Origin of the sequence: Microvirga calopogonii (assembly GCF_003347665.1) — a bacterium.
In the GTDB taxonomy this organism is placed as follows: Bacteria; Pseudomonadota; Alphaproteobacteria; order Rhizobiales; family Beijerinckiaceae; genus Microvirga; species Microvirga calopogonii.
Genome location: NZ_QDGA01000002.1, coordinates 333113 through 359734 on the forward strand (window position 1 = coordinate 333113; position 26622 = coordinate 359734).

Genomic DNA, 26622 nt, shown 5'->3' on the forward strand with positions numbered 1-26622 from the left:
GGAGGGTGTCGTGACGCGTTGGCAGCCCGATCAGAGTTTCTATCCATCTCCGCGCCTGGCCGAGAAGGCGCCGCCCGAGACACTGGCCTATGTGGCCATGTTCGATCCGGACCGGCAACAACCCGATGGCATCGCGGTCGTCGATCTCGACCCGGCCTCGCCGTCCTATGCTCAGATCGTCGGATCTGTGGCCATGCCCAACACCGGCGACGAACTGCACCATTTCGGCTGGAATGCCTGTTCGTCCTGCCTTTGTCCCAACATGCCTCACCCGCATGTGGAGCGGCGCTACCTGGTGGTGCCGGGACTGCGCTCGTCGCGCATTCACATCCTCGACACCAAGCCCGACCCACGCCACCCCACCATCGTGAAGGTCATCGAGCCCGAGGTGATTGCCGAACGGACCGGCTACACCCGGCCGCACACGGTCCATTGCGGACCGGACGGCATTTACGTCACAGCCCTTGGCAACGCCGAGGGCAAGGCGCCCGGCGGTATCTTCATCATGGACCACGAGAGCTTCGAACCGCTCGGGCGCTGGGAGGTCGACCGCGGGCCGCAACAGCTTGCCTATGACGGCTGGTGGCATCTGGGATACGACACGCTGGTGACCAGTGAATGGGGAACCCCCGACACCTTCGAGAACGGTTTGGTTCCGGAGATCCTGCTCGGTTCACGCTATGGCCGGCGCCTGCACTTCTGGGATCTTTTGAAGCGCAAGCACCTGCAGGAAATTGATTTCGGCGAGGAGCATCAGCTCGTGTTCGAGCTCCGCCCGGCGCACAACCCGACGAAGGCCTACGGGTTCGTCAACTGCGTGATCAGCCTGAAGGATCTCTCCTCCTCGATCTGGACTTGGTACCGCGAGGGCGATCGGTGGGCGGTCAAAAAGATCATCACCATCCCGGCCGAGCCCGCCAGCCCGGACGACTTGCCGGACATGCTGAAGGGCTTCGGGGCGGTGCCGCCGCTCGTCACCGATATCGACCTCTCCATGGATGATCGGTTTCTCTATGTGTCCTGTTGGGGGACGGGCGATCTCCAGCAATATGACGTCTCTGACCCGTTGAACCCCAAGCTCACCGGCACAGTGCGGATCGGCGGGATCGTGTCGCGTGCCTCGCATCCCAAGGCCAGGAACGGACATCTGACCGGTGGACCACAGATGGTCGAGGTCAGCCGGGACGGACGGCGGGTGTATTTCACCAACTCGCTCTACGGTCCCATCGACCAGCAGTTCTACCACCGCGGCTTTGAGGGCTGGATGGTGAAGCTGAACGCGGACCCAGAGGGCGGCATCTCATTCGACGAAGACTTCTTCATCGAATGGCCCAAGGGGCATCGGCCGCATCAAGTCCGCCTCGAAGGCGGCGATTGTTCCTCCGACTCCTATTGCTACCCGTAAGGAGCGCCGCTCTGCTGGCAAGGGATTTGGAATGAACACGATCTCGTCCACGCTATGGCCCTGGCTGGCTCTCGCGGGGCTCGGTGCGTTCCACGGCTTGAATCCAGCCATGGGCTGGCTGTTTGCCGTCGCACTGGGCCTCCATCGGCAGAGTCGGGGACTTGTGGTTCTGGCCCTTGCCCCTATCGCCTTCGGCCATGCTGTCGCGGTGGGCGCCGTTCTGCTGGCGGTGATCGTCTTCGGCACGGTCGTGGATGCGACGCTTGTCAGCCGTGGCGCCGGAATCATCCTCATCGTCTGGGCGGCCACCCATATTCTCGCCGGCCATGGCACCCCTCTCCGGATCGGGATGCAGACCGGATTGGCCGGTCTCGCCGTGTGGTCTTTCATGATGGCCAGTGCTCACGGGGCTGGCTTTATGCTGATCCCTGCACTCTTGTCGCTGTGCGTCTCGCCGGGCGCCGGCGGCGAACTCACCGCCTCGACCTCGATTCCCATGTCGTTTGCGGCGCTCACTGTTCACACGGGGGCGATGCTGATGGTGATCGGAGCCGTCAGTCTGGTCGTCTATGACCAGGGGCTCGCCTTTCTGAGGCGAGGCTGGATCAACCTGGATATTCTCTGGAGCCTTGCCTTGGCGGGAGGCGGCATCTTTCTCCTGGCCGCGTGACGTCGGATCGCCGGAATGTCTCATAAGTTGAACCTAATGCTTGCGCAGACATTCTCGGCCTTCAGGTCGGGATATCATGGGTGAGTGGATCAAGGACATCCGCTCAGCGCATGTTCCCCGTGTGCCCGAGTGAATAGCGCCCGGGCTGCGGCCAGACGGTGAGACCATGCGGGCTCCTGCCGACCGGAACAGTTTCCATCTCGCCGGTAGCGGTGTCGATCACGTAGACCACCCCATCGTAGCGACCGGACAGCCAGAGCCGCTTGCCGTCCGCGCTGACATTGCCCATGTCCGGGCTGCCCCCGCCCGGGATGTGCCAGGTGGCCTCCACCTTGCGGGTCGCGAAATCGATCACCGAAACGCTGCCCGGGCCGTGGGGCGCCCCATTCGTCCTGTGAGAACCGCGGTTCGCCACGTAGAGCTTCGTGCCATCCCGGCTCGGATAGAGACCGTGCGTGCCGGGACCTGTGGGGATAAACCCGGTCTCGGTCAGGGATTCGCCGTCCACCACGAACACACCGTCGGCCCGCATGTCGGCGACATAGAAGACCTTGCCGTCTGGTGAGATCCGGATGTCCTGGGGCATGCCGCCCTTCGAGAGCCGCAGGGTGCCGATCACCGCCCCCTCGATGAGATCGACTTTGACGAGACTGCCGCCGAACTCGCAGGTGAAGATCGCATAGCGCCCATCGATGGAGAAATCGGCATGATTGAGACCCCGGCATTGCGGTGTCTGGATGGACCGCCGCAGGGCCATCGTCTCGGGATCGCGCAACTCGAGCTGCCGGCGCGCCTCGGCCACCACGATGGCGGCGGAGCCGTCCGGCATGAAGTACATGTTGTAGGCGTCGGGTACCGGAATCGGGCGGCCTGGCTGGCCGCTGATCGGATCGATCGGCAGGAGACTGCCCTGGCCGTGCCTGCGATCCGCGCTGCTGGTCACCCACAGGGTCCTCAGGTCCCAGGACGGTACCACGTGCTGCGGGCTTTGCCCTGCCTTGAGGCGGTCCACGACCGTGAGGGTTTCGGGATCGATCACGTCGACAGTGCCGGACTTCACGTTGGGCACGTAGACCCTGGGCAGAGCGGATCCGACCGCCGGACCCAGCCGGCCGGCAGAAGCCTCGCCGTAGAGATTGGACGGATCGATCACAGGCGGCATCCCGGGCAGGACATCGATAGCGGCAGGCCCCGTCACGTTCTGGGCCGATACTCCTGGCGAAGCAACGAGCAGGAGCGTCAGCAGGCACAGGGCCACACAATCTGATCGGTTGCGATGCAACATGATAGGCTCCGATGAGAGTCGGAACGGCTGCCGATGGCAGAAGCACTCTATCATGGTTAAGGTTAGGGGGTGGATCCGGTCGATGCTTCCCGCGCCGGTTTTTTGGAGCATTGCACCTAAGAGTAGATTTGTACTTTTGGGATCCCGTCCGATGCTCAGTCTCTCAAGCGGCGCATCGTTCATTGCCGAAAACTCGGGTGCATTTCGTACTGACGCGGCGCTTTGTGGTTTCCTCCAGCCGTGCTGCGATATTCACCGTAGAACCCAGGACAGTGAATTCCTGACGCGTCTCGTCGCCCACGACGCCGCAGAAGCAAGGTCCAGTATGAATGTCGATGGCAACCTTGAGACGAGCCCCTAGTGCCCGTTTCGAGTTCCACTCCTCCATGCTGTCCAGCAGGTCGCTCGCACAGGCCAATGCGCGCACATCAAAACGAAAAAGGCCCGACGCATGCATCACCCATGTATCGCCATGAGCGCCATCGCAACGGACCTAACTGATTGTTCTATAAACTCTAACCCTAAAAAGGGATGGTGCCCAGGAGAGGACTCGAACCTCCACGGTGTTACCCGCTGCTACCTGAAAGCAGTGCGTCTACCAATTCCGCCACCTGGGCATGCCTCGTCGGCGAGGCTTCGTTTACGGTGCTTCTCAGGCTTCGTCAATCACTGAAAATGCGACCGATGCGCTTTCTTTTGCTGCACCTCTTCACAGGGGAGCGGCGTTTGACTAGAGACAATTTCGAATTTCACACCCAAGCTCCATGCAAGCCCTTAGCCGGGCAGGAGAGTTTCATGATCGGTGCCCTTCGCACGCCTGAGCAGCAAACCGTCACCGTTTTCGGCGGATCGGGCTTTCTCGGCCGTTACGTGGTGAGCCGTCTGGCCGAGCGCGGCTATCGCGTCCTCGTGCCGACCCGCCAGCCGAACCTCGCGAACTTCCTGCCCCTGGGCAAAGTCGGACAGATCAACCCGATTCACGCCAACCTGCGCAACGAGGACTCGGTCGCCCATGCGGTGGCCCGGGCGGATCATGTGGTCAATCTCGTGGGCATCCTGCAGGAAACCGGCCGCCAGCGCTTCGACACGCTCCAGGCCAAGGCGCCGGCCATGATCGCCCGGCTCGCCAGGAAGGCCGTGTCCTTCACCCATGTCTCGGCCATCGGGGCGGATGCGAATTCCGAATCGGCCTATGCGCGTTCCAAGGCCGAGGGTGAGGCCGCCTTGCTCGAGGCACGGCCGGATGCCGTGATCCTGCGCCCGTCCCTCATGTTCGGACCGGGCGACAGCTCCTTCAACCGGTTCGGGACGCTCGCGCGCATGCTCCCCGTGCTGCCGCTGCCGGGCGCCGACACCCGGTTCCAGCCGGTCTATGCAGGCGATGTGGCCGAGGCCGTTGTGCGTGCCGTGGACGGCGCAGTGCCGGGTGGCCGCGTCTATGAGCTCGGCGGACCCGAGATCCGCACCATGCGCCAGATGATGGAATTCGTCCTCGAGGTCACTGAGCGCAAGCGCCCGATTGTGCCCCTGCCCGGCAACCTGGCCCGGACCATGGGCGGCGTCCTGGGGACGCTCGACTGGCTGACGCTCGGCCTCATTCCGAACGAACTCGTCACCACCCGCGACCAGGCGATCCTGCTCGAGACGGACAACGTGGTCTCGGAAGGCGCCGTCCACGAGGGCCGGACGCTCCAGGGCCTCGGGCTCACGCCGACCACCATCGAGGCGATCGTCCCGAGCTACCTCCTGCGCTTCCGCAAGACCGGCCAGTTCGACCTCAAGCGCAACGCGCCTCCCGGCAACACGCCGGACCTGCTCGCGCATCGTTCGGGCGGAGCCGGATCCGGCTTCCACCCGGAGCGGGCTACTGGACCCGCCGTCGGCCAGTCGTCGAGCCATTAGCGGAAAAGTGGGAACCGGTTTTGCGTGAAAAGATGCGCAAAGCCAAAGCTCAAAGCATCGGACCCGAGTTGAAGATCAGGTCCGATGCCATGAAACCCTTTAGACCTTCTCGATCGAGACCGCGTCGTCCCGGCGCAGCGGCAGCGGCTTCGCCGGATTCCGCGTGAGCTTCTTGTGCAGGTGAACCATCAGGGCCGCGCCGAAGATCGGCGTAATCAGGTTCACCACCGGCACGAGCACCAAAGCCGCCACCACGGCGCCGGCGGCCAGCACTGTTCCCCGATACTCCGTTCGCAGGCGCGCCACGTCCTCAGGATGCCAGAAGCGGCCCGCCGCCAGCTCGAAATATTCCCGGCCCAGCAGATAGGCGTTGGCGACGAAGAACACGCCGATATTGATACCGGGGATGAAGAACAGGAGCAGGGCCACAAGGTTCACCAGCAGCGACAGGCCGGCGAAGCGGAGGCCGTAGATCAGGGACTGGCCGAAGGGCAGAGCCCGGCCGGGCGGATCGGCCGGGTAGTTGTCCCGTTCCACCACCTCGGCGACGTCGTCGAGGAAGTAGCCTGCCACGATGGCGGAAATGGCCGGCAGCAGATAGACCAGGACGACGAAGAGGCCGAAACCCGCAAGGAAGAACGCGAAACTGTCGATGATCGGATAAGTGGCGCTCAGATGGTGATCGTTCAGGAAGATGTCGAACAGCTTGGTCAGGCCGAGCCAGACCAGGAGCAGCAGCGCCATCGTCAATCCAATCGATTTCCAGAGGATACGCCGCAGGGCCGGCGAGAAAACCGCGCGGGCCGCCGCGAAAACCGATTGAATCAGCATCTGTCGTTTGGTCCTTGCAAAGCATCACTTGATGCGGGAAGCGGACCTTACTTATGAACGATCCCGCCGCAAAGCGAGGGGTGAAGAAAGCCGTGCCGATGGAGATTGAAACCGCGACGAGCTGGAACGCCAATCCCGATGTGGTGGTCGTCGGTGCGGGAAGCGCCGGGATCGCCGCGGCGCGGCGCCTCCTGGCGTCGGGGCTGATGGTGACGGTGCTCGAAGCACGGAACCGGATCGGGGGGCGCACGGTCACGCGCCGATTCAAGGGCCATCCTGTCGATCTCGGCGCCCATTGGCTTCATGCCGGTCCGATCAATCCTCTCGTGAAGCTCGGCCGCCTGCGCAGTGAGCCCCTGCGCCGGGCCCCCGTGAACGGACACTTCTACGTCCGCGGCAGGCTGGGCACCCGGACCGAGCGGGCAGCCCTCGACCGGGCCTTCGACATGGCCGACCGGGCCATGGCCCAGGCGGCCAAGGCCCGGGATGATCAGCCGGCGGCCAGAGTGCTTCCCCCGATGGGGCCGCAGGGGCGGCGGGTGGCGGCCATCCACGGCCTCGTCTCGGGCCGGCCGCTCGACGAGGTGAGCCTGCACGATTTCCCGAGCATGGAATATTCGGACAACCTGTTCATCGCCGGCGGGCTCGGCGCCTATGTGGGCCGCCTGGCGCACAATTTTCCGGTGCGGCTCGGCACCGCCGTTCAAGGCATCGACTGGTCCGGCGAGGGGGTGAGGATCGACACTTCGGCCGGAACGCTCCAGGCCAGGGCCGTCATCGTCACCGCGCCCATGGCGGTGCTGCAGCGGGGTGCGATCCGCTTCGCGCCCGCCCTGCCCCATGCCGTCGCTGAGGCCATCGACGGGTTCACGCAAGGCGTTTACGAGCATGTGATCCTGCACTGGCCGGATTCGCCCTTTCGCGGGGCGGACCGGCTCGCGAGCCTCACCGGAACGCACCGGCAGCCGCCGGGCCTTCTGACCCGGATCGACGGCACGCCGTTTCACTTCTTCGAGCTCGACCAGCCTGCCGCTTCCTCCTTCGACCGGAGGGATGTCCATGCCCCCTACCGATATGCCCGGGAGGTGCTGGCGGAGCAGTTCGGCCATCGGGCGATCCGCAACCTCTCCGCCGTGCACGGCACCGCCTGGCGGCACGATCCCTGGTCGCTCGCCTCCTGGGCTGTCGTGCCGCCGGGGCTCTATGCCATCCGGGACGTCCTGAAGGCGCCGGTCGGGGAGCGGATCTGGTTTGCCGGCGAGGCGCTCTCGCGGGCCCAGTGGGGCACGGCCGGAGGGGCCTGGGAAGAAGGCGAGAGGGCGGCCGGCCAAATCATCGCTCGGCTGCGCTAGAGCCTCGGACCCAAAAGTGCACACCACTTTTGGGTCCGAGGCTCCTTCTCTTGACTGGCGCATCGGATGAGGCGGACCGGGAGGGCCGCACCATGCGTGAGGCATTCAGGTCCGGAACAGGTCGGTATCCAGCTGGGTGCGCACCCAGGTCACGGCGTCGTCGAGGGTGGACAGAACCGGTGGCGTCGTGCTGATCAGGCCGCTGCAGGGACCGAAACCCGCTTCCAGGAACCAGCCGCCGGCCTGCTCATGCCCGCCCGCCGTTTCCTCCGGCGTCACCCAGGTGAAGACGGCCACCAACTGCCCGTCCACGAGGACGAGCTGCCCTTCATGCCTGCCGCCATCCGCCAGAACAGGCATCGCCTGGAGAGTAATGTCGCTCATCGTCTTTCCGAAAGTCAGGGCTGCCGGTCTTCGTTCTGAAGGCTGAGATAGGTCGAGGTGAACTCACCCACCTTCTTCAACCGTTCCCAATCGAGAATGGTCAACGCGTCACCCTGGAAACGGATCAGCCCTTCCTTGCGCAGCTCCTGCAGCACGCGGTTCACGTGAACCGTCGACAATCCGAGCGTGTCGCCGAGTTCCGCCTGCGTGATGGGAAGCTGGATCGTATCGCCCTCGACCCGGCCGATCGCCTTCAGGCGAAGGTACAGCTCGCAGATCAGATGCGCCATGTGCGCCGTGGCGGACAGGCGGCCCATGGCCGTGAGCCACTCCCGGTGGACGGCGCCGTCGATCAATGTGTTGAGCCAGAGCAACCGGGTGAGGTGGGGATATTCGTCGGTGATCTTCTCGAGCGTCGCATGTGGAACGAGGGCGATGCGGCAATTGGTGAGCGCCAGCACGCCATGGTCCATCGTCTTCAGGAGGAAACTGTGCAGGTCGATGAAGTCGCCGGCGACATGGATCGCCGAGATCTGCCGCCGGCCGTTCGAGACGATCTTGTAGCGGGCCGCGAAGCCTTCCAGGAGCAGCGAGCTCTCCGTCGGACGGTCACCCTCCCGTATGATGTCCTCATCGGCATCGACAATGCGAATCCGCGCGATGGCATTTTCGAGCACCCTCTTTTCGTCATCGGAGAGTCGCTCGTATTTCTCGAGCTTCAGGATAAGGGAATTGGTCATCAAGGCCATGCGGGTAAGTACGCTCCTGTTCTGGACAAACTCCTTTCCCGCCCGCACTCACATATGTTTATGCTCAAGATGGATTTTGGTTGCCACGGGCCTCACCCCACATCTTCCCCTTGTCGAAGGGGGTGAGAGGGTCGGTGTATGTCCATAAAGGGAACGGCTGAGTTTCGTTCCCGGGCGTCGTCGCGCTGCCTTTGGGCAGACACCCGGCGGGGCACTGCCTGGAAATTGGCGTCTGGCTCAGCTCGAAGCCGGCATCCACGGCAGGATCAGATCAAGAACGATCGCCCCGGAGAGACAGGACTCACGGAGGAGGAACAACACGATACGGTGAATCACCAATGTCAGGGATCCCTTGGGCCAAGGGAAATCCACGGCTTTCACCAGCAGGACCGCACCCTTCGACTGAAAGCCCCTTCAGAGCATGCTGGGCAGAACGCGATCCGGCGGCTTGTGGCCATCGACGAAGGCGCGGATGTTGACGATGACTTTCTCGCCCATGGCTACACGGCCTTCATGGGTAGCCGAGCCCATATGCGGCAGCAGCACCACCTTGCCCTGCTTGGCGAGGCGCACGAGGCGCGGGTTGACCGCCGGTTCCTCTTCGAACACGTCGAGCCCTGCCCCCGCGATGGCGCCGGCTTCGATCAGCTTGGTCAGCGCACCCTCGTCGATGATCTCGCCGCGAGCGGTGTTCACAAGGATGGCGTCGGGTTTCATGAGCTTGAGGCGCCGGGCCGAGAGAAGATGATAGGTGGCAGGCGTATGCGGGCAGTTCACGGACACGATGTCCATGCGGGCCAGCATCTGGTCGAGGGACTCCCAATAGGTCGCCTCGAGTTCCGCCTCGACCTTCGGCGGCACGTGGCGCCGGTTATGGTAGTGGATCGACAGGCCGAAGGCCTTGGCGCGCCGGGCGAGCGCCTGGCCGATGCGTCCCATACCGACGATGCCGAGGCGCTTGCCCGTGATGCGCCGGCCCAGCATCCAGGTCGGCGACCAGCCGGCCCAGGTCCCGTCCGGGATCACGCGGGCGCCTTCGGGAATGCGGCGGGCAACCGCCAGGATCAGTGCCATGGTCATGTCGGCCGTGTCCTCGGTCAGCACGCCGGGCGTGTTGGTCACGGTGATCCCCCGGGCCACCGCCGCCGTCACGTCGATGTTGTCGACGCCGTTGCCGAAATTCGCGATGAGCTTCAGGTTGGGGCCGGCCTGCTCCAGCACGGCCGCGCCGATTTCGTCCGTGATGGTCGGCACGAGTACGTCCGCCGTCTTGACGGCTTCTGCCAGTTCCTCGGGGGAGAGGGCCTTGTCCTCGAGATTGAGGCGCGTGTCGAACAATTCGCGCAGGCGCGTCTCGATCACATCGGGCAGGCGGCGGGTGACAACGACGACAGGTCTCTTCTTCATCGACTTCAAGCGTCCCCGGCACTTAAACCCTGCGAAGTTCAGAGAGTTTCACGCTCTCTTAACCCTGCTTCGGCAATCAAAGGTGACGACGCGCCGCGTGGCGGTCTCCGTCAAGCTTCTCTACCAGAGCCTCAACCCAAGACAAAGTCACGATCGGGGTAACCATGCGCAAGATCGCCCTTGCCCTTGCTCTCGTCAGCCTGAGCGCCGCAACGGCCGTCGCTCAGCAACCCCCGGGCGGCCGTCTCGGCACCGGCCTGCCGGTGCCGCGCTATGTGAGCCTCAAGACGGACCGGGTGAACCTGCGCGAGGGCCCGTCCAAGGATCACAGGACCGCCTGGGTCTTCCAGCGGGCCGGCCTGCCGGTGGAAATCATTGCCGAGTACGAGACTTGGCGGCGCATCCGCGATTCGGAAGGCACGGAAGGCTGGGTGCTTCACTCCCTCCTGTCGGGCCGGCGCACGGCGCTCGTCATGCCCTGGGCCAAGGGCAACCAGCCGCCCATCAACCTGTTCGACCGGGCCGATGAGAAAGGCGGCGTGGCGGCCCATCTGCAGCCGGGCGTGATCACCAACATCAAGGGCTGCGACGGCAAATGGTGCCGCGTCGTGATCGTGCTGGACGGCGCCCGGGACGTGGACGGCTACATCCAGCAGGAGAAGCTCTGGGGTGTCTATCCCAACGAGACCGTGGAATAGGCTCTTTCCGATTTATCAAGCTTTTTGGCTATAGAAGGAAATATCGTTTCTTTTCTCGAAAGCCCTGTCTTCATGAGCCTCAACCTAAGCTTCAAGCTACTGCCGATCCTCGCCCTCGTTCTCGGCATTGCATCTCTTGTTGCCCCGCGCTTCCTGAACGTCTTCGTGGCGATCTTCCTGATCGTCTATGCGCTGGTCGGATTCGGCTTTATCCGCTGAAGGACAAGTTTAAGCAGCCCGTTTCAGGAGCCGCCTCCCGAAGATGTTGAAAGCCAGCCCGAGGACGATCACCGCGCCGCCGAGGGCCTCGATCGGGTGCATGACCTCTCCGAGTACAAGCGCGGACCCGAGAATCCCTGCCACGGGCACGAGAAGGGCGAAAGGCGTCACCACCGCTGCCGCATGGCGGGACAGGAGATAGGCCCAGATACCGAATGCCAGGAGCGTACTGGGATAGGCGAGATAGGCCACTGCCGCCAGGGTGCCCTTGTCGATATGGACAAGAGCCGAAACAACGCGGTCCGGCCCGTCCAGCCAAAGGGACAGGCCAAGTAGCGGCAGCGGTGCGATGAGGCTTGCCCAGACGATATAGCTCAGCATGTCCACGCGGCCCGCGCGCTTGGAAATGGTGTTGGCTACTCCCCAGGACGCAGCCGCCGCCACCGTCATCAGGAATGGTGCCGCTCCGCTGCCGGTGAGGCGCGGCAGCGCGATGATGCAGAGCCCCAGAAAGCCGACGACACTGCCGAGCACCTGGTGGGGGCTAGGCCGCTCGTTCATCACGAGAGCGGCGAACAGGATGGTGAAGAAGACCTGAGCCTGCATCACGAGGGAAGCGAGGCTGGCCGGCATGCCAATGGCGAGCGCCGCGAAGAGCAGGCCGAACTGCCCTACCCCGAGGAAGAATCCATAAGCCACCACGTTCCGCCAGCTTGTTTTGGGACGCGGGATGAAGAACACCGCGGGCAGCGCAGCGAAGAAGAAGCGCATGGCAGCAAGCAGCAGGGGCGGTGTGTTGTTAACACCTAGTTTGATGACGACGAAGCTGAGGCCCCAGAGGAACGCGACAAGGACGGCACAAAGGCTATGAGCAAGCGGCATGATAGAGACATCCAGGTTGCCGCTCGCGAAACCCGGTCGGCCGCTTTAAGGACGTAACTTCGTTCTCTAAGCTTTGCAAGATTTGCGGCGCAGGCGCACGATGACCTCGACGCCGGCCACTTCCATGCCGGCAGGAGGTTCGGGCAGGTCGGCCACGCTCACGGCGGCAGTCTCGGGCATGTCGACGAGTTCGCCCTCCTCCTCCAGGAAGAAGTGGTGATGCTCGGTCGGGTTGGTGTCGAAATAGGCCTTGGCCCCGTCCACCGACAGCTGGCGCAGGAGGCCGGCCTCCGTGAACTGGTGCAGGGTATTGTAGACCGTCGCCAGCGAGACCGGGACGCGAGCGCGTGACGCCTCGTCGAACAGCAGTTCAGCCGTGATGTGCCGGTCGCCCTTGCCGAACAGGAGCCAGCCCAGGGACACGCGTTGCCGGGTCGGGCGCAGACCCACGCGGCGCAGCTTGTCCCGCAATTCGGACACGGGACACCCCTTGCGATGCGGGGCGGTGGCGGACTCGATATAGGCGGATAAAGGATCGGTCATCGGCGGAACTGAATGAACGGATGGGCGCTTCTACCATCACAATCATAGGAAAGCGAGAGGATTACCGCAAGGCTGCTCCGGGTGCGGCACCGGTTCCGAGAACGGTGAAGAATCCCGGCTCAGGTCCCTTTGATGGATCGCCAAGCCTGTGCTACCAGAGCCGGCACCCAGGTCCCGAGACCGTCTCGAGGCCGCTTGTTGAAGACGCGATGAAAGGATCGGCATCCGGAATGGCCCGCCAGTCCAGCTTTACCTATGAAGAGCTCCTTGCCTGCGGGCGCGGAGAATTGTTCGGTCCGGGCAACGCGCAATTGCCGCTCCCGCCCATGCTGATGTTCGACCGTATCACCTCCATCGGCGAGGATGGCGGTGCCTATGGCAAGGGCCATGTGGTGGCGGAACTCGACGTGCGACCGGATCTCTGGTTCTTCCCGTGCCATTTCCAGGGCGACCCCGTGATGCCGGGCTGCCTGGGCTTGGACGCCCTCTGGCAGATGACGGGCTTCTTCCTCGGCTGGGGCGGCTCGCCCGGACGCGGCCGGGCGCTCGGCGTCGGCGAGGTGAAGTTCTCCGACCAGGTGCTGCCGACGGTCAAGAAAGTGGTCTACGGCGTCGATCTCAAGCGCGTCTTCCGCTCGAAGCTGGTGCTCGGCATCGCCGACGGCTGGCTCGAGGCCGACGGGCGCCGGATCTACGAGGCCAAGGACATGCGCGTCGGCCTGTTCCAGGCGGATGCCCCCGCGGGCGGCTAGTTCGAGGGCGCTGACCTAAGGTCAGTACCTATCCCATCCTATTGACAAAGCGTAATCTTTTTTAAAGAACCAGCCCTGCCGTGAAACGGCGGGGCCTTCCTTGGGACGACGCTTTCATCCGTTTTGCATGGCTCAGTGTTGAGAATGAGCAGGATCGACCTTACGTGTTGAACCGCTAAGGCAGATAATTGAAGATCCTTTGAAGAGGTAGGCTATGAGGCGCGTCGTCGTCACCGGAATGGGCATCGTTTCGTCCATCGGCAACAACACGCAGGAGGTGCTTGCCTCTCTGCGCGAAGCGAAGTCCGGGATCAGCAAGGCCGAAGATTACACGAAATACGGCTTCCGCTGCCAGGTTCACGGCGCTCCCAGCCTGAACCCGGAAGAGATCGTCGACCGCCGCGCCATGCGCTTCCACGCCCGGGGCACCGCCTGGAACCATGTCGCCATGGACCAAGCCATCCGGGATGCGGGCCTCGAGGAGAGCGAGATCTCGAACGAGCGCACCGGCATCATCATGGGTTCGGGCGGTCCCTCCACCCGCATCATCATGGAAGCGGCCGACATCACCCGCGAAAAGGGCCCCAAGCGCATCGGCCCGTTCGCCGTGCCGAAGGCGATGTCGTCGACCGCCTCCGCCACGCTCGCCACCTGGTTCAAGATCAAGGGCGTGAACTATTCGATCTCGTCCGCCTGCGCGACCTCGAATCACTGCGTCGGCAATGCCTACGAGATGATCCAGTACGGCAAGCAGGACATGATGTTCGCCGGCGGCTGCGAGGATCTGGACTGGACCATGTCCAACCTCTTCGACGCCATGGGCGCCATGTCCACCAAGTACAACGACACCCCTTCACGCGCCTCCCGCGCCTATGACGCCAACCGCGACGGCTTCGTGATCGCCGGCGGCGCGGGCGTGCTGGTGCTTGAGGAGCTGGAGCACGCCAAGGCCCGCGGCGCGCGGATCTACGGTGAGATCGTCGGCTACGGCATGACCTCCGACGGCTACGATATGGTGGCCCCTTCGGGCGAGGGTGCGATCCGCTGCATGCGCATGGCCCTCAAGGACGTTCAGAACCCGATCGACTACATCAACCCGCACGCCACCTCGACCCCGGTAGGCGACCAGAAGGAGATCGAGGCGATCCGCACGGTCTTCGGTTCGGGCGACAAGTGCCCGCCGATCTCTGCGACGAAATCGCTCACCGGTCACTCGCTCGGCGCAACGGGCGTGCAGGAGGCGATCTACTCGCTTCTGATGATGAACAACCGCTTCATCTGCGAGAGCGCCCACATCGACGAGCTCGATCCGGAATTCGCCGACATGAACATCATCCGCAAGCGGATCGACGACGCCAAGATCGACACGGTCCTGTCGAACTCCTTCGGCTTCGGCGGCACCAATGCCACACTCGTCTTCAGCCGTTACAACGGGTAAGACGCCGTCATAAACCTGAGACAGGTCCATGCGAAGCCCCGATACATTCCTGGGGACCTCGCATGGACACGCTTAACCACACCATTCTTCCGGCTCGCGATGCACACTTTCATAATAATTGGCGTCGCACGATGGAGCCGATGCACAGGGGGACCCAAGTGACCGGTCTGATGCAAGGAAAGCGCGGCCTCATCATGGGCGTCGCCAACGACCATTCCATCGCCTGGGGAATCGCCAAGACCCTGGCCCAGCACGGGGCGGAGCTTGCCTTCACCTATCAGGGCGAGGCCCTCGGCAAGCGCGTCGCTCCCCTGGCGCAATCGCTCGGCTCCGAGCTCGTCATCCCCTGCGACGTGGAGGATATCGCCTCCGTCGATGCGGTGTTCGAGACCCTCGACAAGACCTGGGACGGCCTCGACTTCGTGGTCCATGCCATCGGCTTTTCCGACAAGTCGCAGCTGAAGGGCTCCTATGTGGACGTCACCACCCGGGAGAACTTCTCCCGCACCATGGTGATCTCCTGCTTCTCCTTCACGGAGATCGCCCAGCGCGCCGCCAAGCGCATGAGGAACGGTGGCTCGCTCCTGACCCTCACCTATGGCGGCTCCACCCGGGTGATGCCGAACTACAACGTGATGGGCGTGGCCAAGGCGGCGCTGGAAGCCTCCATGCGCTACATCGCGTCCGACCTCGGCCCCCAGGGCATTCGCTGCAACGCCATCTCGGCCGGTCCGGTGCGCACGCTCGCCGGTGCCGGCATTTCGGATGCCCGCCTCATGTTCACCTACCAGAAGGCCCATGCTCCCCTGCGCCGCACGGTGACCATCGAGGATATCGGCGGCTCGGCCCTGTACCTGCTGTCCGATCTCTCCAACGGCGTGACCGGCGAGATCCACTACGTGGATTCCGGCTACAACATCATCTCGATGCCGCGTCCCGAGGTCCTGAAGGCCCAGGACGCCGCCGGCGTGACCGGAGAAGAAGGCTAGGCTGGATCGACCTTCGACGCATCCATAGGATCGCGCAGGCGAGGTGATTGAAGCTGAGAAAGTGGACGGCTGCCGGTCGTACCAGGTTGAACGGTATCACCGCCTCGACTCCCACCGCAGTGGCGCAAGGCGTTGCTGTCATGGACCTTGTCGGCAAAGACGCGTCTGGCCGTCGAGAAGGCGGGAGCCTGCGGGATATCGCCTCCGCTGGCTTGGCACCAGGAGCAGCCGCAACGGACGCCTCGACCGCCCGCGGACCCGATACGTGGATCATTCCCCGCCATGCCGATTTTATGACGCTGACGCTTTTCCCGTCGAGATCACCGGCACAAGGCCGGTGATGTCGGTGGAGGACTGGGCGGACGCCTGAAGCCTTGTTGCTGCCTCAGACGACGAAGAAATCGAGGTTGGTGAGCTTGAGGTTCTTCGACAGGGTGGCGAACTGGATCGCCTCCTTGGCGCCATTGCCGTCCGGATCATACCAGAGCGCGCCGGTCTTCTTGTTGTAGATCACGTGATCGTCCCGGTCATGCGCCGCGCTTCCGATGTAGAACTCGCTCTTCTTGAGCACGCCCTTCTTCGTGATCTTCGCGAACACGCTTTTCGCCAGATGGATCGTGTCGTCGGCCACCACGAAGTCGACGATCTTGTCCAGGTTCTGCTTCTTGTTGAGCGTGTTGGTCTTCGAAAGCTTGGCGTCGAACACGAACACGTCCTTGCCCGCCCCGCCATCGAGCATGTCGTTGCCGAGGCCACCGGAGAGCGTATCGTCGCCACCATTGCCCCGGACGACGTCGTTGCCACCCTTGCCGGTCAGGCTTTCGCTCTCGTCCCCGCCAATGAGAATGTCAGGCCCATCGGTGCCGTCGTCATTGCTATCGTTGGTCACGTTGATCGTGACGGCCTGCGTGGTGGTGCCGCCTTCCGTATCGGTGGCCTTGAGATAGACGGTGACCGACTTCTGACCCGTGGCCAGCGCATCGTAGTCGAGAGCGCGGCCGGGAGCGAGCTTGAGCCGGCCACCCTCGATCACGAACAGCCCGCCCGCGTTGCCGCCGTTCGGCGCCGCGCCGTCGAACGAGACGCTCACCTCGTTTGCGATGTCGTCACTGGTGGTGAGCAGGGCGGAGAAGGCGGTGCCCTCCTTGACCGTGAAGCTCGTCACCCCATCAACCGCAACGGTCGGGTTCATGTTGTTGGGCCGAACGACCTTCATGATCGACACGGATTCTCGGCCGCCAGGATCGAGCAGCGACAGCTGGATCCTCAAGGTTTCCGCCAACTCGCCGCTGGCGCTCTGATAGGTCAGGGCTCTCAGGAGGGTCTGCACCCGCGAGGTTCCGGCATTATCGTAGAGGCTGACGCCAAGGAAGCCTGGTCCAACATTAATCCCTGCGATCTCCACCCATCCGTTTGGCGTTTGGACGGAGATCTTGCTTCCGGTGTTCATCCCGTCAGAGAGCTTGATATCTCCCCCTGACACATCGATGCCAATGGCATCGCCAGCGGCCCTGCGGTTCAAGACTCTGACGGAAAGGTAGGACAACGTTTCATCGTCGTTGGTCAGGGTTGCAGCGGCTCCCGTATCGAGCCGGACAGCGGTGTTGCTGACGAAGAAAGCCAGGTCGCCGTCCAGATTGGCCACGAAGGGAGCCTTGTTCTCCGTCGTGACGCTTCCAACGGTGATCTTGTCGATGCCCTGGGCATGAAGCTGGTTACGTTCGTCGTTCGTGAGCGTTCCCTGGGTGAGGATCAGGTGATCGTTCTGCACTTGATTGCCCCACATCAGCTTGGCAGTGGCCACATTGTCGACCGTGATGGTCGACCCGTTCTCGACGAGACTGATCGATCGGAACGCCGTGATCGTCTTTCCGGTCAGGTCGATCGTGGCTCCTCGAAGATTCAGCGAATTGAATGTGCCGCCACCGCCGTTAATGACCCTGATGTCCTGGAGTTGCCCTCCATCGAGGTCGATTAGATCGTTTTGATCCGAGCCCAGGATGGTTTCGATGCCTGTGAAAGCAATCTGCGAAAGCGGGATGCTGCTATATCCATTCCCATTGGACCAGTACCCGAGCTGCAGCGTATCGTTTCCGGCGCCGCCGTTGAGCCTGTCACCGACATTGAGGGTGCCAAAGACGGCTACGAAGGTGTCATCGTCGGCCGTTCCGGTAATGATATCGGGGTTATCGGCATTATTGGTCAGGTTGAAGGTATTACCGGCAAGGGTTTGGAGAGGGGTTTGGGTCATGCAAGGCTCGGCTGGGAAAAACGAGGGATGGTCGGCCCATATTAAATTTTACGTTATTACAAAATAAGGTGCCGAGTTTGGGTCGTGAGTCTGGCTCACGACGATGCATGCCGGTCGACGAACTGCTGCTTCCGGAACTGCGCTTTTGCGTCCCCGTTTAACCTTACCAATAAAGCATCAATAAAAAATCAGCCTTGTCGCGTTCTCTGAAAGGCTGCGTTAGTCCATTCCTCCTAATGGACAGGCATTGCAATATACGCCAAGAATTTATTCGATATTCGCGGCATTTCGGTTTGCGGTATGCGTTGGAACGAGGACGTTGAATTTGCTTCGCCCCATGAGTTGACTCGTGAAGATTTGCTCATGCCGCAGAGGAATGAACCGACAATCTATGACAGTCTGTATCATTACGCTTTCGCCCTGAGCCGGCAGATCCCCTGGCTGGCCGATGCGGACGGAACGGTCGTCCAGGTCGGGCCCGGCTGGTCCGAGTGGATCGGCCAGCCGCCCGAAGCCCTGGTCGGGAACGGATGGGTCAAGCTGGTTCATCCGGACGACCTACCCCGCCTGGTCGAGGCGAGGCGCGAAAGCCTCGCGGCGGGCACGCCCTACCAGTGCGAGTACCGGATCAGGATGGCGGACGGCCATTACCGGTGGTGCCGGTCGAGTTCCGCCGCGCGGCGTGACGAAGCCGGGGCGATCGCGTTCTGGTACGGGACCACGGAAGACATCCACGAGCGCAAGGAAGCGGAGCTCGCCCTGCAGGGCCATGCCCGCGTGCTGGAAATGGTCGCCGCCGGTCAGCCGGTCGGTGAAATTCTGACGGCGCTCTGCCTCCTGGCCGAAGCACAGCTCCCGGGGGCGAAATGCTCGATCCTGCTGTACGATGCCGAGGCCGGCTTGCTCCGGCACGGTGCCGCGCCCGGCCTTCCGGCTCCCTATAATGCTGCCATCGACGGTCTGGGTGTCGGACCCGATAAAGGTTCGTGCGGCACCGCCGCCTACTCCCGCACCAGCGTCATCGTCACCGACATCGCTTCCGATCCTCTCTGGGCCAACTGGCGCGACCTTGCCCTGACGCACGGTCTCCGAGCCTGCTGGTCCAAGCCGATCTTTTCGCGCTCCGGCGACGTGCTGGGCACCTTCGGGTTCTATTACGGCGAACCGCGCGCCCCGACATGCAATGAGATGGAGCGCATGGAGGCCCTGCTGCATCTGGCAGCCCTGGCTCTCGAGCGGCAGCGCAGCGATGCGGCCCTGCGCGAGAGCGAGGAGCATCATCGGCATTCCATCGAACTCAATCCGCAAATCTCCTGGACGGCGGATCCGCGGGGCAACCTGCTTGATATCTCGTCGCGCTGGTATGACCGGACCGGGATGCGCGTGGAGGATGCTCTCGGCTCCGGCTGGCGGCAGGCGCTGCATCCCGACGACCTGGCTGCCATCATCAGGCAATGGGGACGCGCCGTTTCGACCGGACAGGGCCTCGATATGGATTACCGCCTGCGCATGGCCGATGGGTCCTATCGCTGGTTCCGCTCCCGCGCCGCAGCCCGCCGCAGCGAAGAAGGCGCTGTTGTTCGCTGGTACGGTGCCGTCGAGGACATCCATGATCGCAAGCTCACGGAGGAAACCCTCCGCTGGGCCGCCCATCATGACGATCTCACGGGCCTCGCCAACCGCAGGCTCTTCCGCGAGCGCCTGCAAAAGGCTCTCAATGACACATTGGGATCGCCTCGTGCCGCCGGTCTGCTGGTCATGGATCTCGATCACCTCAAGCAGATCAACGACCGGTTCGGTCACGATGCCGGCGACGACCTTCTGAAGGAGTTTGCGCAGCGGCTGCGCAGTGTCGTGCGATCCGGCGACACCGTCGCCCGCCTGGGCGGCGACGAGTTCGCCGTGCTCCTGCCCGGAATCGCAGGAGAAGGCGATGTTGCCGCCATGGCCGACGCCATCCTGGCCCGCATGCAGGAGCCCTTGAAGCGCAACGGCAAGCTTCTGGACTGCCGCACGAGCATCGGCGGCGCCATCTCGGTCGGTTTCGGCATGAGCCCGGAGGAACTCCAGAAACAGGCGGACCTGGCGCTCTATCGCAGCAAGACCTCCGGACGCGGCTCGTTCAGGATGTTCGTCACGACCATGCGGGAGGAGTCGCAAAGGCAGGCCTCCGCCCTGGAGGTCGCCGCGCGGGCGGTCGCGTCGGACTGGATCGTGCCGTTCTACCAGCCGAAGGTGGTGCTCGCCTCCGGCTCGATCGGCGGCTTCGAGGCGCTTCTGCGCTGGCATCATCCGCGCAACGGAATCCAGTCGCCGGAAAAGATCGCCTCCGCCTTCAACGACACGGAACTCGGCACGGCCATCGGCGAGCGCATGCGATCCTGCATCCTCAAGGATATCCGCTCCTGGCTCGAGACCGGCCTGACCTTCGGACGGATCGCCATCAACGCCTCGGCGGCCGAGTTCCGGCGCGACAACTACGCCGAGCGCGTGCTCGAAGACCTGAGATCGATGAACGTGCCAGCACATTGCCTCGAAGTGGAGGTGACCGAGAGCGTGTTTCTCGGCTCCGGCGCCGAATACGTGGAACGGGCGCTGCGCACGTTATGCGCGGAGGGCGTCACGATCGCGCTCGACGATTTCGGCACCGGCTATGCCTCCCTGTCGCATCTCAAGCGCTACCCGGTCGATGCGATCAAGATCGACCGGAGCTTCGTGGATGGCCTGGAGACGGATGCGGACGATGCCGCCATCGTCAGGGCTCTTCTGAGCCTTGGCCGCAATCTCGGCATCGAAGTCGTGGCCGAGGGCGTCGAAACCGCCTTCCAGGCGACCCTGCTGCAGCGCATGAGCTGCGATCTCGTGCAGGGATACCATTTCGGCCGCCCCATGCCGGCCGGAGACGTGCCGGTCTTCATCACCTCATGGGCCGGGGGGTAAGGCCTTGCGCGAGTGCCAACCACAGGCACCGGACCACCTTTCACGAGTCTGCGAGAAAGCGAACCTTGGCCTTGCCATCGCCATGTTCGACCGGCACGAGGATCTCACCTTACGAGAGTGCTGTTCATGATCCTGTCCCGCCGCGTTCTTCTCGCCGGCCTCGCCCTGTCCGGTACGAAAGCTCCCGTCTTCGCGCAATCCGCGCCGGAGCCGCAGATGGTCCCGGTGGAGCTGATCGAGAACGCTCTGAACCTGCCCTCCATCGTGCGCCTCGGTCACCAGCACGGCGACGTGATCATGGTGGAGTATTTCGACTACAACTGCCCCTGGTGCAAACGTTCGGCGCAGGCCCTGCCCGAGCTTCTGAAAGCCGAGCCCGAGCTGTCCTACGTGCTGGTGAACTTCGCCGTGCTGAGCCCGCAATCGGTCGCGGCGACGCGCGCGGCCCTGGCCTTTCTGCAGCTCTACGGCCCCGAGCGCTATCTGCCCCTGCATCTCGCCCTGTTCGGCTTACGCGGCACGGTGGATGGGGAGCGGGCGCTGGCGGAGGCGGAAAAGCTCGGCGGCGACCGGAGTCGCATGACCGAGATCGCCAACAGCGACAAGACCACCGGCTGGATGAAAGACGCCTTCGCCACCGGCAACGACCTCGGCGTCGTGGCGACGCCCTCCTTCCTGATCGGGACGGACGCCTATGTGGGCGGCATGAGTCTGGCGCAGAAGCGCGAGGCGATCGCGCGGGCGCGGGGGTGAGCCTTATCCGGCCGGCTTCATCAGCACCATCTTGCGCGTGACCCCCGGCAGGGGATCGCATGCGACCTCGATCCAGCTTTCCTCCTCGCCGGCTGCCGCTACGGTCTCCTGCGAGGCCAGGAGTTCGCAATCCGCCGTCTTCGTGGCTTGCTCGATGCGCGAGGCGATGTTGACGGTCTCGCCGACGACCGTGAACTCGAGCCGGCTCTCGTCCCCCACGACGCCGCAGAACACGTCGCCCGTGTGGATGCCGATGCCGAGGCGCACCGGCGGGTTGAAGCCGCGCTTGGCGTTCCAGCGGTCGATCAGGGTCAGGAGGGTGCGGCCGCAGGCGAGCGCCCGGCTCGCGTCGTCTTCCCTGGCCCCCGGCACCCCGAAGAGGATGAGGGCCCCGTCGCCCGTGAACTTGTCGATGACGCCCCCGTGCCGGGAGGCCGCCCTCAGGACCCGACGGCGGAACGACGTGATGAAGACGGCGAGCTGCGCCGGCTCCATGGTCTCGCCGAAGGTGGTCGAGGCACGGATGTCGACGAAGAGCAGGGTCACTGGAATGCGCCGGCCCTGGCGCAGGGACGCGAAGGCTTGGTCGGTGAGGATCGGCGCCAGCTCCCGCGGCAGGTAGCGGGTGAGCGTCACGCGCAAGGTCGTTTCCCGCACGGCCCGCTCCAGCATGAGCCGGCCCTGGCGCGCCACCAGGATCAGGATCAGGGCGGCGGCGAAGACCATGACGACGCGCACCATGTTGGCCTGGGCCGAGAAGACGCCGACGATTTCCGCCAGATCCTCCTGGCGCTCGGCCGGGCTCAAATAGCCGCTCCCGAAGGCGAGCAGCGAAAGGCCGATCACGTAGAGGGCCGCCACGAAGGCCTGGAGCCTGGGCTGGTAATGAATGGCCGCCGCCGCCATGGTGATCGGCACGACCCAGGCGACCGGAAACACCGAGAAGAGACTGCCGGGGATCCCGAGACCCCAATGGGTATAGCCGAGATTGCCGAGGACGAGGCACGCATCGAGCACGGCCGTGATGAACGGCAGCTTCTCGATGCCGATCCGTTTCGACGCGAGCCAGGCACCGCACCAGCCCAGCGCTCCGAAAAGGACCAGGGTCAGCTCGGCGGCCCAGATCTGCCTGAGCGCGATGGGATTGGTGAGCTCGACGCCCGCCGTGGTGACCAGAACGGCCATGAGAAGCAGCCCGGCCGTGACCATGCGCGCGAGCCCGGCGCGCTGAAGCGCGCCCGTATCGGCCTCACGGATCAGCCGGTGCGTGGCATCGCTCAGGACGGGAGATGTTCGCAGCCTGTTGATCAAGCCCAGCGCGGCGCGGATGCGGGATCGGGGAGTCACGGGGTTCTTTCTGCTCTCCAGGATGGATATGGTCCGGTCGACACGTGACTCAAAGCCCATTACGGATCGGTTACGCCGTCATGACCTACCGGAAAGGTCCCGGCGGCATCCCGCATCCCACAGGAATATATGGCCGATGACCGAGATGTTCCAACCTATCGTCGTCTATGTGGATGCGGATGCCTGCCCGGTGAAGCCCGAGATCTACCGAGTCGCCGAGCGGCACGGCGTCAACGTCTTCGTGGTCTCGAACGCCTTCCTCCAGGTACCGCAGAATCCCCTGATCGAGCGCGTCGTGGTGAGTTCCGGCTTCGACGCAGCCGATGACTGGATCGCCGAGCGCGCCCGGCGCGGCGCCATCGTGATCACCGCCGACATCCCGCTCGCGAGCCGCTGCGTGAAGGCCGGCGCCGAGGTGATCGGCCCCACCGGCAAACCCTTCACGGAAGCCTCCGTCGGCATGGCGCTCGCCACCCGCAACCTGATGGAGGACCTGCGCGCCATGGGCGAGGTGACCGGCGGGCCGAAACCGTTTTCGCAGAAGGACCGCTCGGCCTTCCTCTCCGCGCTCGACGTGGCGATCAACCGGCTCAAGCGCGCGGGATTTGTCTCAGGCGCTCCTTGAAACTCGCAAAATTCTCCGGCGTCAGCGGGCCGATATGCTTGTAGCGGATGGTGCCGTCCGGGCCGACGATGAAGGTTTCGGGCACGCCGTAGACGCCCCAGTCGATGGAGGCGCGGCCGTTCGGATCGACGCCGACGGCGGTATAAGGATTGCCGAGCGCGCCGAGAAAGCGGCGGGCATTGTCGGGATTGTCCTTCTGGTTGATGCCGACCACCCGGATCGATGGATCCTTGGCGAGATCCACCAGCAGCGGATGCTCCTGACGGCACGGGGCGCACCAGGAAGCCCACACATTCACCACCGTCACGCGGCCCTTGAGATCCTGGTTCGAGAAGCCGGGCACGGGCTGGCCGTTGGCCATAAGGCCTTCGAGCGGCGCGAGACTGAAGGTCGGCACGGGCTTGTTGATCAGGACCGAGGGCACCTCGGCAGGGTTTCTCCCCGAGATCAGCTGCACGCCGAAGAGCACCACCAGCGCGCCGAAGACGAGCGCGGGCAGCAGGAAGATGAGGCGGAGGCGCGGGCGCTCGGCGGCTTTAGCCACGGCGGGACCTCCGGCCGATGCCGCGCGATTCGAGCTCGGCCAGCGCGCGCACCTGGATGCGGTGATCGATTACCGCGCGCAGGATCAATCCGGCGATCACCAGCGCTGTCAGTATATAGGAGAATGCGATGAAGAACGTGTGCGACATCGTTCAGGCCGCCTGTGCATCGAGGCGCTCGGCCTCGAGGATCGTGAGCGTACGGACCCGGCGGCGCAGGATCTCGGTGCGCATGCCGGAGAGATGCAGCGCGACTCCCACCAGGGTGAAGGCGACGGCCATCACCAGGAGCGGCACGAGCATGGAGGAATGAATCGTTGGCCCGCCGAGGCGGAACACGGAGGCCGGCTGGTGCAGGGTGTTCCACCAATCGACGGAAAACTTCACGATCGGCACGTTCACCGCGCCCACGAGGGTCAGGATCGACACGGCCCGGGCGGCGCGGTTCGGCTCCTCGATGGCGCGCCAGAGCGCCAGGATGCCGAGATAGATCAGCAGCATCACCAGCATGGAGGTGAGCCGGGCGTCCCATTGCCAATAGGTGCCCCACATGGGCTTGCCCCAGAGCGAGCCGGTGACGAGGCAGATCAGCGTGAAGGCCGCCCCGATGGGCGCGGCCGCCTTCTGCGACACGTCGGCGAGCGGATGGCGCCAGACGAGCGTGCCGAACGCGGAAGCCGCCATCGTCATGTAGAAGAACAGGGACAGCCACGCCGCCGGGACATGGATGTACATGATCTTGACCGTCTCGCCCTGCTGGTAATCGGCCGGCGCCGTGAACCAGACCATGTAGAGCCCGACGGCCAGGAGCAGCGCAGCCAAGCCTCCCACCCACGGCAGAAGCGCGCCGCTGAGGCTCATGAAGCGGGTCGGATTGGCAAGCTCTCGGATCATGGGTTCGATGTAGCGGTCTTGAATTGCACCTGCAACGGAGACATCGCCGCAAGTCGCGTAACGTTTTCGCCAGAAAGCCGCTTTTAAGGATGTCCAGGGCATTTGGGCATTCCGGAAATGTGCGTAGGACCTTGGCTTTTCTGTTTGACCAGATGCGAACCCTTTTCACGTCATGGCCGGGCTTGTCCGGCCATCCCGGTCTAATGAAGCGCCGCGCCTCTCGCATCGGGATCACCGGCACATGGCCGGTGATGACGTGAGTGTTAAGTCCTCCCGCCTTTCATCCGCCACGCGGAACGGCCTATAATCCCGCATCAATGTTGCGGAGCGATCATGCGCCTTGGACTTTCAAGCCTTGTCGGCCTCACCCTCGCTCTTCCAGCCGCCGCGCAGGACATCTCCCTGCGCCTGCCCGTCGCCTGCGAGATCGGCCGCACCTGCTTCATCCAGCATTACGTGGACCGTGACCCGTCGCCGGCCGCGAGCGATTATCAATGCGGCACCCTCACCTACGACAAGCATGACGGCACCGATATCCGGATTCCGACCATGGCCGCCCAGAAGGCCGGCGTCGATGTGATCGCCGCGGCCGATGGCAAGGTGCTGCGGACCCGCGACGGCGTCGAGGATGTTTCGATCAGCGGGCGGGGACGGGACAGCGTCGCCAATACCGAATGCGGCAACGGCGCCGTGATCGACCACGGCAATGGCTGGGAAGCACAGTATTGCCACATGGCGAAGGGCAGCCTCGCGGTGAAGCCGGGCGACCCGGTAAAAACCGGCGATCGGATCGGCAGGATCGGCCTGTCGGGCATGACGGAATTTCCGCACCTGCACTTCACCCTGCGCAAGGACGGCAAGCCGATCGATCCCTTCGCCTATGGCGCGCCTGACAAATCCTGCGGCGGCGGCAAATCGCTGTGGGAGGCTTCGCTCCAGCGCGCCCTCGCCTATCAGGGCGGCAGCGTCCTCAACAAGGGCTTCGCTCCCGGCCCCGTCACCATGGAAGCCATCGAGTCCGGCGCGGCCGAACAGGACATCCCGACGACGAGGTCCCCTGCCCTCGTGGCCTTTGTCCGGGCCATCGGCCTGAAAGGCGGCGACATTCAGACGCTCACCCTGTTCGATTCCGACGGCAAGCCCTTGGCCCAGAACAGGGCCCCGCCCCTCGACCGCGACAAGGCGCAGTGGATGGCCTTCGCCGGCGTGAAGCAGCCGCAGGGCGGTTTCCGGCCCGGCCTCTATCGTGCCATCTATCGGGTAGAGCGGGACGGCAAACCCGCCATCGAGCAGGCCTTCGGGATCAGCCTGAGGCCATGACGCAAGGAAAGTGGCGGCCGGGGGCTCAGGGACCGTCTCAAGCGGCTGTACCGGCTTTTGGACTTTTCGTCTTGGACATATGGCGATACCCCCCGGCCACGGGCTCAAATTGTAGACTATAGTCTACATATCACGTCAAGTGAATTGTGACGCTGAGTCCGTGGACGCTCAGTCTACATAAGGGCCTCATGCGCCCATGGAAAACTACAAGCGAATTCTCGGTCAGAACCTGCGCAAGGCTCGTGAAGCGCTCCAGCTTTCACAGGAGGAGCTGGCGCATGAAATCGATATCGACCGAACCTACATATCGGGAATCGAGCGCGGCGTGCGCAATCCATCGCTCGACGTCATCGCAAAAATCGCTCAACGTCTCAAGACGACACCGGCCGCTCTACTGACGCGCCCAGCGCAGAGCAGGCGCTCAGAATCAGCCTGAGTGCCTGG

At 63.9% G+C, this 26622-nt stretch carries 27 protein-coding genes and 1 tRNA gene; 14 read left to right on the forward strand and 14 right to left on the reverse strand.

All coding sequences use genetic code 11. From position 1 onward, the window contains the following. The first annotated feature begins 10 nt into the window (after positions 1-10). Together DDF70_RS04085 and DDF70_RS04090 are read left to right on the forward strand one after the other, a co-directional pair. On the forward strand, positions 11-1405 hold the full coding sequence (locus tag DDF70_RS04085) for a selenium-binding family protein (RefSeq protein ID WP_114943572.1): 1395 nt from the start codon (positions 11-13) through the stop codon (positions 1403-1405). 31 nt (positions 1406-1436) lie between these two features. Further along, positions 1437-2075 carry a hypothetical protein gene (locus DDF70_RS04090; protein ID WP_114943573.1) on the forward strand — a complete coding sequence of 213 codons (639 nt, stop codon included), beginning with the start codon at positions 1437-1439 and terminating at the stop codon, positions 2073-2075. A 103-nt stretch (positions 2076-2178) separates the two neighbouring features. On the opposite strand, the gene DDF70_RS04095 is transcribed toward DDF70_RS04090, so the two are convergent. From DDF70_RS04095 to DDF70_RS04105, 3 genes are all read right to left on the reverse strand, one after another. Beyond that, positions 2179-3360 carry a YncE family protein gene (locus DDF70_RS04095; protein ID WP_114943574.1) on the reverse strand — a complete coding sequence of 394 codons (1182 nt, stop codon included), beginning with the start codon at positions 3358-3360 and terminating at the stop codon, positions 2179-2181. Positions 3361-3523: 163 nt separating this feature from the next. Continuing rightward, the gene (locus DDF70_RS04100) at positions 3524-3820 is read right to left on the reverse strand and encodes an adenylate/guanylate cyclase domain-containing protein (protein ID WP_162820209.1); all 297 of its coding nucleotides are present in this window, start codon (positions 3818-3820) and stop codon (positions 3524-3526) included. Between the two features lie 72 nt (positions 3821-3892). Beyond that, positions 3893-3977: transfer RNA gene (locus DDF70_RS04105), tRNA-Leu, on the reverse strand. A 178-nt stretch (positions 3978-4155) separates the two neighbouring features. Here DDF70_RS04105 and DDF70_RS04110 point away from each other — a divergent pair. After that, complete coding sequence (locus DDF70_RS04110) at positions 4156-5262, forward strand: complex I NDUFA9 subunit family protein (RefSeq protein WP_114943576.1); 1107 nt, start codon at positions 4156-4158, stop codon at positions 5260-5262. 99 nt (positions 5263-5361) lie between these two features. Here the strand turns inward: DDF70_RS04110 and DDF70_RS04115 are convergent, their stop codons facing one another. Continuing rightward, on the reverse strand, positions 5362-6093 hold the full coding sequence (locus DDF70_RS04115) for a sulfate transporter family protein (RefSeq protein WP_114943577.1): 732 nt from the start codon (positions 6091-6093) through the stop codon (positions 5362-5364). 98 nt (positions 6094-6191) lie between these two features. Here DDF70_RS04115 and DDF70_RS04120 point away from each other — a divergent pair, with 98 nt between their 5' ends. Beyond that, a complete protein-coding gene (locus DDF70_RS04120) occupies positions 6192-7445 on the forward strand; it encodes a flavin monoamine oxidase family protein (RefSeq protein ID WP_245435364.1) in 1254 nt (417 codons plus the stop codon). 105 nt (positions 7446-7550) lie between these two features. On the opposite strand, the gene DDF70_RS04125 is transcribed toward DDF70_RS04120, so the two are convergent. From DDF70_RS04125 to DDF70_RS04135, 3 genes are all read right to left on the reverse strand, one after another. Further along, complete coding sequence (locus tag DDF70_RS04125) at positions 7551-7829, reverse strand: hypothetical protein (protein WP_114943579.1); 279 nt, start codon at positions 7827-7829, stop codon at positions 7551-7553. 14 nt (positions 7830-7843) lie between these two features. Continuing rightward, positions 7844-8569, reverse strand: a complete 726-nt coding sequence (locus DDF70_RS04130) for a Crp/Fnr family transcriptional regulator (RefSeq protein WP_114943649.1) — start codon at positions 8567-8569, stop codon at positions 7844-7846. A gap of 423 nt (positions 8570-8992) precedes the next feature. Then, positions 8993-9985: a 2-hydroxyacid dehydrogenase gene (locus DDF70_RS04135; RefSeq protein WP_170316023.1), complete on the reverse strand. Its 993-nt coding sequence runs from the start codon at positions 9983-9985 to the stop codon at positions 8993-8995. Between the two features lie 164 nt (positions 9986-10149). On the opposite strand from DDF70_RS04135, the gene DDF70_RS04140 reads away from it, so the two are divergent. Continuing rightward, positions 10150-10683, forward strand: a complete 534-nt coding sequence (locus DDF70_RS04140; RefSeq protein ID WP_114943581.1) for an SH3 domain-containing protein — start codon at positions 10150-10152, stop codon at positions 10681-10683. Positions 10684-10755: 72 nt separating this feature from the next. Further along, complete coding sequence (locus DDF70_RS04145; protein ID WP_114943582.1) at positions 10756-10902, forward strand: DUF3096 domain-containing protein; 147 nt, start codon at positions 10756-10758, stop codon at positions 10900-10902. 9 nt (positions 10903-10911) lie between these two features. Here the strand turns inward: DDF70_RS04145 and DDF70_RS04150 are convergent, their stop codons facing one another. Together DDF70_RS04150 and irrA are read right to left on the reverse strand one after the other, a co-directional pair. Further along, on the reverse strand, positions 10912-11784 hold the full coding sequence (locus tag DDF70_RS04150) for an EamA family transporter (RefSeq protein ID WP_114943583.1): 873 nt from the start codon (positions 11782-11784) through the stop codon (positions 10912-10914). A 66-nt stretch (positions 11785-11850) separates the two neighbouring features. After that, entirely contained in the window at positions 11851-12327 is a 477-nt protein-coding gene (gene irrA / locus DDF70_RS04155; RefSeq protein ID WP_114943584.1) for an iron response transcriptional regulator IrrA, read from the reverse strand. A 230-nt stretch (positions 12328-12557) separates the two neighbouring features. Between irrA and fabA the strand changes: the two genes are divergently transcribed. The 3 genes from fabA (at position 12558) to fabI (ending at position 15506) form a co-directional block, all read left to right on the forward strand. Beyond that, positions 12558-13079: a 3-hydroxyacyl-[acyl-carrier-protein] dehydratase FabA gene (fabA, locus tag DDF70_RS04160; RefSeq protein ID WP_170316024.1), complete on the forward strand. Its 522-nt coding sequence runs from the start codon at positions 12558-12560 to the stop codon at positions 13077-13079. A gap of 214 nt (positions 13080-13293) precedes the next feature. After that, positions 13294-14517 (forward strand): beta-ketoacyl-ACP synthase I, encoded by a 1224-nt coding sequence (fabB, locus tag DDF70_RS04165; protein WP_114943586.1) that lies wholly within the window; start codon positions 13294-13296, stop codon positions 14515-14517. Between the two features lie 158 nt (positions 14518-14675). Continuing rightward, positions 14676-15506, forward strand: coding sequence for an enoyl-ACP reductase FabI (gene fabI, locus DDF70_RS04170; protein WP_114943587.1), 831 nt, complete (start codon positions 14676-14678; stop codon positions 15504-15506). Positions 15507-15891: 385 nt separating this feature from the next. Here fabI and DDF70_RS38665 read toward each other — a convergent pair whose 3' ends face one another. After that, positions 15892-17757 (reverse strand): calcium-binding protein, encoded by a 1866-nt coding sequence (locus DDF70_RS38665; protein ID WP_114943588.1) that lies wholly within the window; start codon positions 17755-17757, stop codon positions 15892-15894. A gap of 363 nt (positions 17758-18120) precedes the next feature. Here DDF70_RS38665 and DDF70_RS04180 point away from each other — a divergent pair, with 363 nt between their 5' ends. Together DDF70_RS04180 and DDF70_RS04185 are read left to right on the forward strand one after the other, a co-directional pair. Further along, complete coding sequence (locus tag DDF70_RS04180) at positions 18121-20697, forward strand: bifunctional diguanylate cyclase/phosphodiesterase (protein ID WP_162820210.1); 2577 nt, start codon at positions 18121-18123, stop codon at positions 20695-20697. Positions 20698-20823: 126 nt separating this feature from the next. Continuing rightward, positions 20824-21450 carry a DsbA family protein gene (locus tag DDF70_RS04185; RefSeq protein ID WP_114943590.1) on the forward strand — a complete coding sequence of 209 codons (627 nt, stop codon included), beginning with the start codon at positions 20824-20826 and terminating at the stop codon, positions 21448-21450. A gap of 3 nt (positions 21451-21453) precedes the next feature. Here the strand turns inward: DDF70_RS04185 and DDF70_RS04190 are convergent, their stop codons facing one another. After that, positions 21454-22797, reverse strand: a complete 1344-nt coding sequence (locus DDF70_RS04190) for an adenylate/guanylate cyclase domain-containing protein (protein WP_162820211.1) — start codon at positions 22795-22797, stop codon at positions 21454-21456. A gap of 136 nt (positions 22798-22933) precedes the next feature. Between DDF70_RS04190 and DDF70_RS04195 the strand changes: the two genes are divergently transcribed. Continuing rightward, positions 22934-23422: a YaiI/YqxD family protein gene (locus DDF70_RS04195; protein ID WP_114943592.1), complete on the forward strand. Its 489-nt coding sequence runs from the start codon at positions 22934-22936 to the stop codon at positions 23420-23422. Here DDF70_RS04195 and DDF70_RS04200 read toward each other — a convergent pair. The 3 genes from DDF70_RS04200 to DDF70_RS04210 are packed head-to-tail and all read right to left on the reverse strand — an operon-like array spanning position 23388 to position 24858. Further along, positions 23388-23966: a DsbE family thiol:disulfide interchange protein gene (locus DDF70_RS04200; protein WP_114943593.1), complete on the reverse strand. Its 579-nt coding sequence runs from the start codon at positions 23964-23966 to the stop codon at positions 23388-23390. The two genes, DDF70_RS04195 and DDF70_RS04200, sit on opposite strands and share 35 nt — an antisense overlap. After that, positions 23959-24114, reverse strand: coding sequence for a heme exporter protein CcmD (gene ccmD, locus DDF70_RS04205; protein WP_114943594.1), 156 nt, complete (start codon positions 24112-24114; stop codon positions 23959-23961). The genes DDF70_RS04200 and ccmD overlap by 8 nt, the downstream gene beginning before the upstream one ends. A gap of 3 nt (positions 24115-24117) precedes the next feature. Next, complete coding sequence (locus DDF70_RS04210) at positions 24118-24858, reverse strand: heme ABC transporter permease (RefSeq protein ID WP_114943595.1); 741 nt, start codon at positions 24856-24858, stop codon at positions 24118-24120. Between the two features lie 333 nt (positions 24859-25191). Between DDF70_RS04210 and DDF70_RS04215 the strand changes: the two genes are divergently transcribed. Together DDF70_RS04215 and DDF70_RS04220 are read left to right on the forward strand one after the other, a co-directional pair. Further along, on the forward strand, positions 25192-26178 hold the full coding sequence (locus tag DDF70_RS04215; RefSeq protein ID WP_114943596.1) for a M23 family metallopeptidase: 987 nt from the start codon (positions 25192-25194) through the stop codon (positions 26176-26178). Positions 26179-26374: 196 nt separating this feature from the next. Next, positions 26375-26614 (forward strand): helix-turn-helix domain-containing protein, encoded by a 240-nt coding sequence (locus DDF70_RS04220; protein ID WP_170316025.1) that lies wholly within the window; start codon positions 26375-26377, stop codon positions 26612-26614. Positions 26615-26622 lie beyond the last annotated feature (8 nt).